This window comes from Erythrobacter sp. KY5, from assembly GCF_003264115.1.
GTDB lineage: Bacteria > Pseudomonadota > Alphaproteobacteria > Sphingomonadales > Sphingomonadaceae > Erythrobacter.
On the sequence record NZ_CP021912.1, the window covers coordinates 1,908,784 to 1,921,800 of the forward strand.

A 13,017-nucleotide genomic window follows, 5' to 3' on the forward strand; every position below is an offset into this window, starting at 1 on the left:
CTACGCTGGCAGCGCGCCCCCCAAAGGCACTAATGAGTTATCCTGATGTTCCAAATTCGGGCGGATTGCAATTGGGGAGCGATTTTGGCGAAATGCGGGCATAAAGGAGCCGCATGAATAACGGGCGCACATCGACGGGGACAAAAGGGGCTGGCTCACTACGGGGGGGCTCGCCGGGCAATCTGCCTGGCGTGAAGGCATCGGCTCTTGAGCAAGACTTGCTGCGCGCGCTGGACCGTCGCGAGATCGAAGTGTTGTTCCAGCCGCAATTCTCCTGCCGAACGGGCGCGGTCGTTGGCGCGGAAGCGCTCTCTCGTTGGCAGCATCCTTCGCTCGGCGAAATCGGTGCGCGCGATCTGTTTGCGATTGCCGAACGTGCGGCTCTGGTTGCGCCCCTGTCGCGGCATGTGGTTGCAAGAGCGCTGGAAGATGCTGCAAGCTGGCCACGCGATCTTACCATTTCGCTGAATATCACGCCCGAAGAACTGGGCGATCCGCGCTTTGCTGCCGACTTTGCGGAGATCATCGCCAAAAGCGAGGTCGGACCGGAACGCCTGATGCTCGAAATCACCGAGGATTTGCTCGTCCGCAATATCGAGCAGGCTTCAGCGGCACTGAAGGCACTGCGCGCATTGGGCTTTCGCACTGCGCTCGATGATTTCGGCGCAGGTTTCTGCAATTTTCATTATCTGCGTGCGCTTCCGCTAGACGCGATCAAACTCGACAAGATCATGGTCGATGGCATTCCGGGCGATACGAAAGCGCTTGCGGTGCTGCGCGCGATCATGGCGCTCGCCAAGGCGCTTGAACTTTCGATCTATGCCGAAGGCATTGAAAACGATGTCCAGCGCGCAACGATCAAGGCGGAAGGATGCGATTACTGGCAGGGCTTCCTGCGTGCGCAGCCGATGAAAATCGACGACGTCATCGCTTTGTCGCGCACCGCGCGTGGGCAGGGCCACGGCTGATGCCTCGCCCCGCAACGCCATGATTTCACAATTGCAGCCACCCTCGTCATTGACCTCCTGCCTGTTTGCGTGAAGCTGCAAGACAGATGTCCGACAACCGTCCGTCCTACGCGATCGCCGCGCCTTCCATTCGGCCTTATGTCCAGCCCTTATGGCCGGGCGCTCTCGCGATGCCGTTTGAGACGCGCGATGAACATGGACGAAAGATCGGTCTGGCTGATGATCACCTGTCCGGTCATTACCTGTTGCTTGCCTTCCTGAGCGATCCTGAAAGCGACCAGACGCAGACGCTTTTGCGCGCGCTGGCTGATCTTGAAGACCGGCTCGATGCGGCCAATGCGACGCTGCTCGCGGTCAGTTCATCCGCGGATGCGATCAGAAACAAGGCACTGAAACGCGCGACGGGGTTTGCGTGGCCAGTCGCTGGGGATCCCTCGGGAGCGCTCTTTGCATCATACGGGCTGCACAAGGGGCATGACCGGACTGCGAGGCTCGTTCTGGTCACGCCATTCAGGCAAATCCGTGCCTTCTTCGATCTCGACAACGATATAGGCTCAACGCTGGATACGATCATGAGTGTACTGGAAAATTCGCAGGTAGCAGAGGAAGCGCGGTGGAGCCCGCCTCACGCGCCGATCCTTATCGTCCCAAACGTTCTGTCGCCGGAAGAATGCGGCAACCTGGTCAAATCGGTTGAGACGCAAACGCCCTTCATGGTTCGCAAGCCGCAGCCGGGAGAGGTCGCGGGCAATTACAAGGTTCCCGTCTACGACCACAACCGGCAGGATCGGGTGGACCTGATAATCAAGGACTCCAACACGCTGAGATTCCTGGATGAGCGGATCTTCGGCAGGGTCACGCCCATGATCAAGAAAGCGTTCGCATACGACGTGACCCGCCGCGAGGACCTGCATATCGCCCGCTATGTCGGCAAGCGTGAAGGCATCGCGATGGGGCACCGCGACAATGTCGACCCACCCGGCGCGCATCGCCGCTTTGCTTTGTCGATGAGCCTCAACGATGAATATGAAGGCGGTGAAATAACTTTCGAGGAGTTCAGTCGGAAAGGATATCGCGTGCCTGCGGGCACGGCGATGGTCTTCTCGTCATCGCTTTTGCACGAGGTTCAGGAAACGACCTCGGGTGTGCGCTACAACCTGATCTCGCACTTGTTCAGCTAGGCGGCCTGCTTCTCGCGCTTCTTCGCCCTGCGCGCGATCCCGCTGAGGCCCTTGGTCAGCTGAAATAGTCCGTTCAGGCGGCTTGCCGGATCGCCCCACGCACGATTGATCACCAGCTTCATGTCCGGGCGCAGCTTTGCTGTGTCTTTCAAGCGATCGACATAGGCGATGAGGCCCGGTCCATCGGGGAAGTCGTCCTTGTGGAACGTCACCAGTGTGCCGCGCGCGCCTACATCGATCTTGGCGATGTTCGCCTCGATGGCCTGATGCTTGATCTCGATCAGCCGAACGAGGTTCTTGGTGGGTTGCGGCAGGTCGCCGAAGCGGTCGATCATTTCCGCAGCAAGGCTTTCGATCTCGGCCTTGTCCTGCGCCTGATTGAGACGGCGGTACAGCGCCATGCGCACCGCAAGGTCGGGGACGTAATCTTCCGGGATCATGATCGGGGCATCGACCGTGATCTGAGGTGAGAAAGCATCCTGCGCTTTCTCAAGCCCCATCTCGCCCGCCTTTGCTGCGAGGATCGCGTCTTCAAGCATCGACTGGTAGAGTTCGAAGCCGACTTCGCGGATATGGCCCGACTGTTCGTCGCCGAGCAGGTTCCCCGCACCGCGAATGTCCAAGTCATGGCTGGCAAGCTGGAAGCCCGCACCAAGGCTATCGAGGTCACCCAGAACCTTGAGACGCTTTTCCGCGATTTCGGACAGCTGGACGTCTTTCTCGTAGGTGAGATAGGCGTAGGCGCGCAGCTTTGACCGGCCAACACGTCCACGCAGCTGGTAAAGCTGGGCAAGGCCGAACCGGTCGGCGCGGTGGATGATGATCGTATTGGCGCTAGGCAGATCTAGGCCCGATTCGACGATGGTGGTCGACAGCAGGACTTCGTATTTGCGGTCGTAGAAGGCGCTCATGCGCTGCTCGATTTCAGCGGCTCCCATCTGGCCGTGGGCGCTGATCGCTTTAACTTCGGGCACGTGTTCGCGAAGCCATTCCTCGACCTCGGCCATGTCGGATATGCGCGGCACGACGATAAAGCTCTGCCCACCGCGATGATGTTCGCGCAGCAGCGCCTCGCGCATCACCATGTCGTCCCATTCCATCACGTAGGTGCGCACGGCGAGGCGGTCGACGGGAGGGGTCTGGATCGTGGACAGCTCGCGTAGGCCAGTCATCGCCATCTGCAAGGTGCGCGGGATCGGTGTCGCAGTCAGCGTAAGCATGTGCACGTCCGAGCGCAGCTGCTTGAGCTTCTCCTTGTGCGTCACTCCAAAGCGCTGTTCCTCGTCGACGATGACCAGGCCGAGATCCTTGAACTCGGTCGATTTCGAGAGGATGGCGTGGGTGCCGACCACGAGGTCGACTGTACCGTTGGCCAGTCCCTCTCGGGTCTCGGCAGTCTCCTTGGACGAGACGAGACGCGACAGACGGCCAATCTTTAAGGGGAAGCCCTCGAACCGCTGTGTGAAGTTCTCGTAATGCTGGCGGGCGAGCAGGGTGGTCGGGGCAACGATCGCAACTTGTTTGCCGCTCATCGCCGCGACAAAGGCTGCGCGCAGGGCGACTTCCGTCTTGCCAAAGCCGACATCGCCGCAGACCAGCCTGTCCATCGGCTTGCCGCTTTCAAGGTCGCGCAGGACATCGGCGATGGCCGCGTCCTGATCGTCGGTTTCCTCCCATGGGAAGCGATCGACGAACTGATTGAAGCTTGCGTCCTCGGCCTCGAAACGGGGCGCCTTCTTGAGTGCTCGCTCGGCGGCGACCTTCATCAATTCGCCAGCGATTGCGGTGATACGCTCTTTCAGTTTGGCGCGGCGTTTCTGCCATGCCTCGCCGCCCAAACGGTCGAGCGGTACGGTTTCCTCAGACGAACCATAGCGCGAGAGAACTTCGAGGTTCTCGACCGGAATATAGAGCTTGTCGCCGCCCTTGTATTCGAGCGTGACGCAGTCATGCTGGCTCTTGCCGACAGCAACGGGTTCAAGGCCCAGATATTTGCCGATGCCATGCTCGACATGGACGACGAGATCGCCGCGCGAGAGCGCCTGAAGTTCGGCGAGAAAAGCGTCGGAATCCTTGCGCTTCTTCTTGCGACGAACCAGCCGGTCGCCAAGCACGTCCTGTTCGGTCAGGACTTCGAGATTGTCGTTGGCAAAGCCGGTGTCGAGCGGCAGGACCATGGCCGCTGTCTGACCCTTGGCAGCAAAGCCCTGCGCTTCCTGCCAGTTATCGGCCAGCACGGCGGGCGCGCCCGCTTCTTCCAGGATCGAGGAAATGCGTTTCGCGCTGCCGGTCGAATAGGCGGCGAAAAGCGGCTTTCGACCGTCCTTGGCGATGGACTTAAAATGCTTGGCCGCCGCTTCGTAGACATTGTCGCCACGTGCCCGTTCGGGCGAGAAGTCACGCGCAGCCTTGAAGCCGAAGTCCAGCACCGCTTCCGCTTCGGGCGCGGCGAAAACGCTGGCACGGTGCGCCGGAGCATTTGCCAGCGCGTTCTGACATTCGCCCTCTGTGAGATAAAGCGCATCGGTTGCGAGAGGGCGATACGATCCGGTCTTCTCGCTCGCCACGCGGCCGCGCTGGTCGTGATAGTCCTTGATGTCGGACAGGCGTTCTTCAGCAGCGCCAAGCGCGGCTTGATCAATGACCACCACATCTTCGTCGCTCAAGTGATCGAACAAGGTCGCGAGCCGTTCTTCGAACAGCGGCAGCCAATGTTCCATTCCCGCAAGCCGCCGCCCGTCGCTGACCGCTTCATAAAGCGGGTCCTGCGTTGCGGCAGCTCCGAATTTCTCGCGATACCGGCTGCGAAAACGCTTGATCGATTCGTCGTCGATCAGCGCTTCGGATGCTGGCAGCAGCAGGTGATCCTTTAGCCGGCCTGTCGAACGCTGGGTCGAGGGGTCGAACAAGCGAAGGCTTTCAAGCTCATCCCCAAAGAAATCGAGCCGCAATCCTTCGTCGAGCGATGAAGGGAAGATGTCGACAATCGATCCTCGCACCGCGAATTCGCCGTGATCGACAACCGTGTCTGTGCGGGTGTAGCCCTGTCGGGTCAGCAGCGCGGCGAGGCTTTCGTGGCCGATCGTGGTTCCCGGTTTAAATCCGCGCACACTCTCGCGGATGCGGAATGGCGTCAGCACGCGCTGAAGCACTGCATTGACCGTCGTCACCAGCAATTGCGACCCGCTTGACGGGTGTTGCAAACGGAACAGCGCAGACAGGCGTGCAGCGCTTACCGACAAAGCGGGCGATGCGCGGTCGTATGGCAAACAGTCCCAGGCCGGGAATTCGAGCACCTCGATCTCTGGCGCAAAAAACCGTGCGGCTTCCGCGACCGATCGCATCGCAGCATCGTCGGGCGCGATGAATACGGCGCGTTGCCTGGCGGCACGCGCCAGATCGCTCAGAACAAGCGGCTGCGCGCCGCGGGGCAGCGACGACAGGGTCAGCGGGGCTTTGGCCGCGAGAATGCGGTTGAGATCGGGCATGTGTTTTACAGCGTTTGGTGAAGCTAGCGGTTCCTGCGCTGTCGCAGGAATTGAGATACGCCGCGGCCCTAGCTGGGGATGTCGACGTAGTCGAGACGCTGCATCTTATCGATCATCTCGCCCTGAAAACGCTCTGGCACGGGTTGAGTCTGAAGTCCCCATGCCATGACATCGACGTCGTCTTCGGCAAGCAGGTCTTCGAACCAGCCCATTTCCTGCTCGCCCCATTCCGCATGATAGCGATCGAAATAGCCGCCGATCATGTAGTCCGCTTCGCGAGTGCCACGATGCCAAGCACGAAATTTGGCACGGGCGAGACGGGTTTCTAAGGTGGGCATATCGGACATGCCTGAGCGTTAAGGCACTCGCACAAGACGTTCAAGATCGTATAGGCTTGTGCGAGATGCGCCCCGATATTCTCAATCCCCTGTTTGCGGAAAGCCAGACGCTCGACGGCGTCGGGCCCAAGCTTTCGAAACCGTTGGAAAAGCTGGGTCTCACCAGGGTCAAGGATCTCGCCTACCATCTTCCCGAACGGTTCGTGACGCGGCGCGCGATTGCGAATCTTGATGATGGTGCGGAGGGCGAGCAGGTGATCGTCGCGCTGACCGCGACCGAGCACCGGTCAGCGCGCAATCCCGGTCGTGGGCCTTATCGGGTCATGGCGCAGGACGAGATCGGCAATATCTGCGCGCTCACGTACTTCGGTCGCGCCTCCTACACGGCGAAGAAACAACTGCCGGTCGGGGAAAAACGCTGGGTGGCAGGGCGGCTTGATCGGTATGGCGACATGCTCCAGATCGTGCATCCTGACCATGTCGAGACGGATTCCGCAGCCCATCTCGCGCGCCTGAATGAGCCGGTCTACGCTCTTTCGGAAGGTCTCACACAACCCCGCGTCGCGGGTCTTGTCGCGCAGTCGCTTGAGCGGTTGCCATCGCTGCCCGAATGGATCGAGCCGGGGCAGTTCGAAAGGGAGGGCTGGCCGCAGTGGAACGATGCGCTGCACCTCGCGCACAAGGGCAGTCACGAAAAGGCGAGAGATCGGCTGGCATATGACGAATTGCTCGCCAACAGCCTGGCTCTGCTGCTGGTGCGCGCGGACGGGCGGCGCAAGCGGGGGCAGCCGCTTCGAGGTGACCGGAGCTTGAGGGACAGGCTCGACCTGCCTTTCGAAATGACCGGTGCCCAGAAACGGTCGGTTGCTGAGATCGAAGGGGACTTGCAACAAGAAGCGCCCATGCTCCGCCTGCTGCAAGGAGACGTGGGCGCGGGCAAGACGGTTGTAGCCTTGGAAGCCATGCTGATCGCCGTCGAGGCAGGAAAGCAGGCGGCGCTGCTGGCACCGACCGAAATCCTCGCTCGCCAGCATTTCGAAACGCTGCGCAAAATGGCTGCGCCCACCGGGGCCGAAGTCGCGCTGCTGACAGGCCGTGCGAAGGGCCGGGAGCGTGAAGGGCTGCTGATGAGCCTGATCGGCGGGGATATCGATATCCTCGTCGGCACACATGCGATCTTTCAGGACAGCGTGACCTACAATGACCTTGCGCTCGTGGTGATCGACGAACAGCATCGCTTCGGTGTGCAACAGCGCTTGTCTCTCGCCGCAAAAGGGAAACGCGCACCGCACACCCTTGCCATGACTGCAACGCCGATCCCGCGCAGCCTTACACTTGCCCAATATGGCGAAATGGACGTGAGCAGGCTTGATGAACTCCCACCCGGCAGGCAGGCGATCGACACGCGCGTCGTCGCGCAGGACCGGATGGAGGATGTCGTGGCGGGGGTCGAACGGCATCTGGCTTCGGGACAACAGGCCTATTGGGTCTGCCCGATGGTCCGTGACAGCGAAACCGCCGACATTGCTGCTGCCGAGGCGCGCTATGCGTCGCTTAAGGAGCGTTTCGGTGACGATGTGGTCCTCGTCCACGGCCAGCTGCGTCCAGAGGTGAAGGATGCGAATATGGAGCGCTTCGCCGGGGGCGAGGCAAAGCTGCTTGTCGCGACAACTGTGATCGAGGTCGGGGTCGATGTCCCCTCGGCAACCTTGATGGTCATCGAACAGGCTGAACGATTTGGGTTAGCACAGCTTCACCAATTGCGCGGACGCGTGGGGCGGGGCAGCGAGAAATCCGTCTGCCTTCTGCTGCGCGGCGGCGAACTCAGCGAGACGGGCCGCAAGCGGCTAGCCCTGATGCGCGAAACGCAGGACGGGTTCCGGATTGCCGAAGAGGACCTTGAACTGCGCGGCGGCGGCGAATTGCTCGGCACGCGCCAATCGGGAGAGGCCGCGTTCCGGACCGCCAATCTGGAGCAAGTGCAAAAGCTGCTCCCCGCAGCGCATGCAGATGCAAGGCTCCTGATCGAGCGCGATGGAGGGCTGACCTCCGAGCGCGGAGAGGCGGCGCGGGTTCTGCTCTACTTGTTCGAACGCGACTGGGGCGTGCAATTGCTGCGAGGCGGGTAGGCGGCGCATCGCGTTGATTTGTCCGCAACCAGCAAGAATGATAGGCTCCAGCCGCCTTTGGGGGGAGGGACAAGCATGGCTACACAATTGTTCGCGCCCGATCCGATCGATTTTTTCGATCCGGTGCCATACTCGCTTGTCGAATATCAGGGACACATGATCGTCGGCGCGATCTGGTTTGTGGCGGCATTGGTCGCATTTTTTGCGACCAAGGGAAGCCGGCTGCATATTCGCGCAGGTCAGGTTTGCATCGCATCGGTCTTGCTGATCGGCGTGACGGCATTGGTGATGCTGGCAAGGGAGTTTATTGCGCCGCTCGCGCTCAATGCAGTGACGTCGTCCTACGCTGTGATCACGGCTTGGCTGGCGCTCAAGCCGTCGAGCGCAAATGTGCGCAGCGCAGAGGTCGCGCTCAGCGTGATCGAGGTGGCTGCCGTTGCCGCGTTCCTGGCAATTGCCCTGCCTAACGTGATGTCGGGCCTAGTGCCTCCTATCGGTCCGGTCGTGGTACTGCTCGTCCCGTTGATCCTGCTTGGCGGGGACATCAATTGGCACCTTCGCCAGCATGATCGTGCCAGATTGCGCGTGGGGAGGCATCTGGCACGTATGATCTGGGCATTCGTCATCGTGCTGCGCGCACCGCTCGTCGAGTTTGAAACCGCCGGGTTTTACGACCTGCCCGATCCCTTGCTGGTGGCTGGACCGGTGCTGCTTGGCGCGGTCATGCTCGTCTATGCGCAGTATCGGTTCGCGGGACGAACGCGCAGATCTCCAACATCTCAGGCGGTGTGATAGCCAAGCTTCTCGATCAGCGCCTCGACTGCCTCATTGATCGTCTGCCAGCATTCCTCGAAGCCGTCTTCGTCGCCATAATAGGGATCAGGCACAGGCTCTCCCTCGCGGCCCGGCACAAGGTCGAGCAGGAGACTCACACGCGCCGTACCATGCTTGGGTTCGCGCGCCTTGATCCCGGCCAGATTCGCTTTATCGAGGGCAAAGATATGGGTGAAGTCGTGAAAATCTGCCTCGGTCAATTGCCGACCGAGAACGCCAGAGATATCGACACCGTGCGATTGAGCCGTGGCAATAGCGCGGGGGTCGGGGTGTTCGCCGATATGATAGGAAGCGGTGCCGACAGAATCCACGTGCAACTCGATGCCAGCAGCGGCCGCGGCTTCGCGCAGCGCACCTTCCGCCATCGGAGAGCGGCAAATATTCCCAAGACACACAAAAAGCACCCGGGGAACGTGGTTATCGACCCGTCCCATAGGCGCTCTCTACGTTAAGACTTTCTCGCAACGCAATAAACATAATGCTGAAAAAGGGTTTAAATCCATGTCCTCCAAATTCTTGATTGCATTGCTTGCAACAGCCTTGCCCCTTTCGCCTTTATTTGCCGGCCCTGTCGAAGATTACGAGGCTGTGCGCGAAGAGGTCTGGGAATGGCGGCTCGACAACAACCCTCAACTTGCGACCAGCGTTGGCGACCGGCGCGGCGATGGCAAGCTGGGGGATTGGTCGCTGGAGGCCCATATCCGTTCGATCGAGGAAGCGCGCGCCTTTGTGGAGCAGCTTGATGCTATTGATACAACTGGATTTTCGCCCGAACTCATGGTCGATTTCGGAGTGATCAGGTCAAGCCTTGCCGACGCGGTCGCTGCGGGTGAACATGAGCATGATTTCTATATCCTCTTCACCAATCGCGGGGGCTGGTTCAGCAGTTTCGCCTCGCTTCCGAACGGATCGCCCTTCTTCACTCTGGCAGATTACGAGAGCTACATCTCGCGCTTGAACGCCTATGGTCAGGTGAATGACGATGGCATCGCGCGCAGCCGTCTTGCTGTGGAAAAAGGGCTGACGCAGCCGTGTGAGCCGATGCAAGGGCTGGATGCCCGGATCGGGCAACTGATCGTCGATGACCCCACTCAGACCCCGTTTTGGGGCCCGTTTGCAGGGGACAAGCCAGCCGCGTTCAGCGACGAGGTGTGGGACGATCTGAAACAGCGTGCGCGCGCGGCGATCACCGGAACGGTTGTGCCGTCCTATCGCGAGTTCCTGACGTTCTACACCGACGAATACGCGCCCAATTGCCGTGACGGCGTTCCCGGCGTTTCCGCGACGCCGGGTGGGGAGGCGTATTACGACTACCGAGTGCGCAGCTTTACCACGACCGGCATGACCGCTGACGAAGTGCACCAGCTCGGCCTCTCCGAAGTCGCGCGCATTCGCGCCGAGATGGAAGAAGTGGCCGCCCAGGCAGGGTTCGACACGCGCGAAGCCTTTATCGAACATCTGCGCACCGATCCGCAATACTACATGACCGATGAGGATGAATACGTCCGTTACGTCGCCGCCCTCGCGAAGCACATTGACGGGTTCATGCCCGAACTTTTCGGCCGTCTGCCGCGTAATCCCTACACTGTTTCGCCCATCCCTGCGGCACAGGCACCGGGCAACACCACGGCGTATTACGAACCGGGCTCGTTGGAAACCGGTTCGGCTGGCATCTACCGGATCAACACCACTGAGCTCGATCAACGCCCGCTTTGGGAATTGCCCGCGCTGGGCGTTCACGAAGCGGTGCCGGGGCACCATTTGCAGATCGCTATCCAGCAGGAACTCGATATCCATCCGCTGCGCGCCAACGGCACCTTCTTCACCGCGTTCGTAGAAGGGTGGGGGCTTTATTCCGAACGCCTCGGGATCGAGATGGGCCTCTACGACACTCCCGCCAAGCAGATGGGGCGCCTGTCATACGAGATGTGGCGCGCGACACGATTGGTGGTCGATACCGGGCTTCATTCGAAGGGTTGGAGCAAGCAGCGCGCGGTTGAATACATGCTCGATAACACGGCGCTCTCGCCGGGCAATATCGATGCAGAGGTCAACCGCTACATGACCTGGCCGGGTCAGGCGCTCGCCTACAAGGTGGGCGAACTCAAGATCCGCGAGTTACGCCAGCGCGCGGAGGATGCGTTGGGTGCCGATTTCTCCCTGCGCGACTTCCACGATACGGTGCTTGAGAATGGCTCGATCCCGCTGGACGTGCTCGAAGGGCACGTCGATCGCTGGATCGCGGCGCAGCTTGCAGAGTGATCAGGCTGGAACGGGGAAGGGCTCGGTCGACCCGAGCACTTCCTCGACCATCTGCCTCACATTGACCTGAGCCTTGAGCTTCGCGCCCAGCAGGGCGGTGCCCGATACTTTGCGCTGGACGAACAGCGTCTCGATCGGGGGGAAGGCCCATGTGTCCTTGTCCTGCGCGATTTCCCAACCCTCGTCGCGAAGCAGTGGGACGAACGCGCGGTCGCCAAAGTCGAACGGTTTGTCCTCGCGCATTTCACCGATTACGATATCGACCATGCGCTCAACGCGCTCGGGGTGCTTTTCGTAGACGATCGGCATCATGAAGCCCGAGTCGATCGTCGCCCTGACGACTTCGTCCCGGTCGCCTGCAAGTCCGGCTATCAACATCTTGCGATAGCCATTGGCAACCACGGGATCGACCGGACGGGATGCGCCGAAATCCAGAAGGACGATCTCGCCCGTCTCACGGCGAAAGCGGTAGTTTGCGAAATTGGGGTCTGTCTGCATGATCCCGAACTCGAACAGTTCGCGCGCCACCAGTTTCATGAGCCGGGTCATGACCTCATCGCGGCGCCCAGGCGTTTCCTGGTCGAGCCGCTCGATTGAAACGCCGTCTTCGAAACTCATCGCGAGGATCGAACCGCGCGTCAGACCTTCGTGAAGACGCGGCACGACGAAGCCTGCTTCCCCTTCGAGAGTGCGGCGGTAGAGCTCCATCTGCTCGCCCTCGCGCTGATAATCGGCTTCCTCATGAAGCTGTTTCTTTGCCACCGCCAGAAGCTTGTCGATCTCAAGCTCTGGCGGAGCGAAGCCCGCAACCCTGAGAAGCGTCATCACGTTGTCGACATCACTGTCGATGCTCTTGGCAACGCCGGGATACTGGACCTTGATAGCCAGTTCCTCACCATCGCGGGTCATCGCCTTGTGCACCTGACCGATGCTGGCCGCCGCGATAGGGCGAGGGTTGAACCATTTGAACTGGCGTCGCCAGTCATTGCCCCATTCGGCCTTGAGCACGCCGTCCAGCTGCTTTGTCGGCATGAAGTTGGCCTGATCGCGAAGGCGCGCGAGAATCTCGGACATCTCCGGCGGAAGAAGGTCGCCCGCATCCATGCTGATCATCTGCCCCATCTTCATCGCCGCGCCGCGAAGGTGCGAGAGACGGTCGGTCATGCGCTTTACATTGCCGGGCGTAAGGATCAGATCGCGCGGATTTATCGGTTCTCCGCTCGTCAGCCGACGCGCTCCTTCAGCAGCCATACCGCCGGCAACTCCGCCGACGAGCCTGCCGAAAGTCCCAAAGCGGGCGATCCGGCCCGATGGTACGGCGCGTTCCCTGTTCCTGTCGGCGCGGGTCTTTGGCGAATTTTCGAAGCTGTCGTCTGGCATGGCGCTCTAGATAGGGTCTGCGGGTTGAAAGCCCAGAAAAACAATCATGGGAAGCTACGCCGCGTACCCGGCGAAGGTTGCCGCAAATGCAGAAACGGCCTCGACACTAATGTGGCGAGGCCGTCTGTCAGGTCATGTTGCTGACCGAAGTCAGATCTGGATTAGGCGATCGATGCGCGCGTTCCACCAGCGATGTAGTTCACATAGATCGCGTGGATAAGACCCGGTACAAAGAACAGAAGAGTCAGCACGAGATTGATCAGAAAGTCTGTTCCAACACCCTTCTTCAGTGCAACGCCGAGCGGCGGAAGAAGAATAGTGGCGATAAGTGCGATAAGTTCCATCATGGGTGGGGCTCCTAGATTTGCGTGTGCGGCGATTGTCTCGCCTTGGTTACGCTTATCTTACCCTTCGGAACGCCATATTGTTCCAACAAA

Annotated in this window: 10 protein-coding genes; 5 read left to right on the forward strand and 5 right to left on the reverse strand. The window is 60.5% G+C overall.

What is annotated here, in order from left to right; translation table 11 throughout:
- Positions 1–191 precede the first annotated feature (191 nt).
- Positions 192–968, forward strand: a complete 777-nt coding sequence (locus CD351_RS08970; protein ID WP_234027088.1) for an EAL domain-containing protein — start codon at positions 192–194, stop codon at positions 966–968.
- An 86-nt stretch (positions 969–1,054) separates the two neighbouring features.
- A complete protein-coding gene (locus CD351_RS08975) occupies positions 1,055–2,149 on the forward strand; it encodes a redoxin domain-containing protein (protein ID WP_111992338.1) in 1,095 nt (364 codons plus the stop codon).
- On the opposite strand, the gene mfd is transcribed toward CD351_RS08975, so the two are convergent.
- Both mfd and CD351_RS08985 read right to left on the reverse strand, forming a co-directional pair.
- A complete protein-coding gene (gene mfd / locus CD351_RS08980; RefSeq protein ID WP_111992339.1) occupies positions 2,146–5,637 on the reverse strand; it encodes a transcription-repair coupling factor in 3,492 nt (1,163 codons plus the stop codon). The genes CD351_RS08975 and mfd overlap by 4 nt on opposite strands.
- A gap of 68 nt (positions 5,638–5,705) precedes the next feature.
- Positions 5,706–5,984: a succinate dehydrogenase assembly factor 2 gene (locus tag CD351_RS08985; RefSeq protein ID WP_111992340.1), complete on the reverse strand. Its 279-nt coding sequence runs from the start codon at positions 5,982–5,984 to the stop codon at positions 5,706–5,708.
- 56 nt (positions 5,985–6,040) lie between these two features.
- On the opposite strand from CD351_RS08985, the gene recG reads away from it, so the two are divergent.
- Together recG and CD351_RS08995 are read left to right on the forward strand one after the other, a co-directional pair.
- Positions 6,041–8,104, forward strand: coding sequence for an ATP-dependent DNA helicase RecG (gene recG, locus CD351_RS08990; RefSeq protein ID WP_111992341.1), 2,064 nt, complete (start codon positions 6,041–6,043; stop codon positions 8,102–8,104).
- A 75-nt stretch (positions 8,105–8,179) separates the two neighbouring features.
- Positions 8,180–8,896, forward strand: a complete 717-nt coding sequence (locus CD351_RS08995) for a hypothetical protein (protein ID WP_162627671.1) — start codon at positions 8,180–8,182, stop codon at positions 8,894–8,896.
- Here CD351_RS08995 and CD351_RS09000 read toward each other — a convergent pair.
- A complete protein-coding gene (locus CD351_RS09000; protein WP_111992343.1) occupies positions 8,884–9,372 on the reverse strand; it encodes a low molecular weight protein-tyrosine-phosphatase in 489 nt (162 codons plus the stop codon). The two genes, CD351_RS08995 and CD351_RS09000, sit on opposite strands and share 13 nt — an antisense overlap.
- 67 nt (positions 9,373–9,439) lie before the next feature.
- Here CD351_RS09000 and CD351_RS09005 point away from each other — a divergent pair, with 67 nt between their 5' ends.
- Positions 9,440–11,200, forward strand: a complete 1,761-nt coding sequence (locus CD351_RS09005; protein WP_111992344.1) for a DUF885 family protein — start codon at positions 9,440–9,442, stop codon at positions 11,198–11,200.
- On the opposite strand, the gene CD351_RS09010 is transcribed toward CD351_RS09005, so the two are convergent.
- A complete protein-coding gene (locus tag CD351_RS09010; protein ID WP_111992345.1) occupies positions 11,201–12,580 on the reverse strand; it encodes an AarF/ABC1/UbiB kinase family protein in 1,380 nt (459 codons plus the stop codon).
- A gap of 161 nt (positions 12,581–12,741) precedes the next feature.
- Positions 12,742–12,924 carry a YqaE/Pmp3 family membrane protein gene (locus tag CD351_RS09015; RefSeq protein ID WP_111992346.1) on the reverse strand — a complete coding sequence of 61 codons (183 nt, stop codon included), beginning with the start codon at positions 12,922–12,924 and terminating at the stop codon, positions 12,742–12,744.
- Between the last annotated feature and the right edge of the window lie 93 nt (positions 12,925–13,017).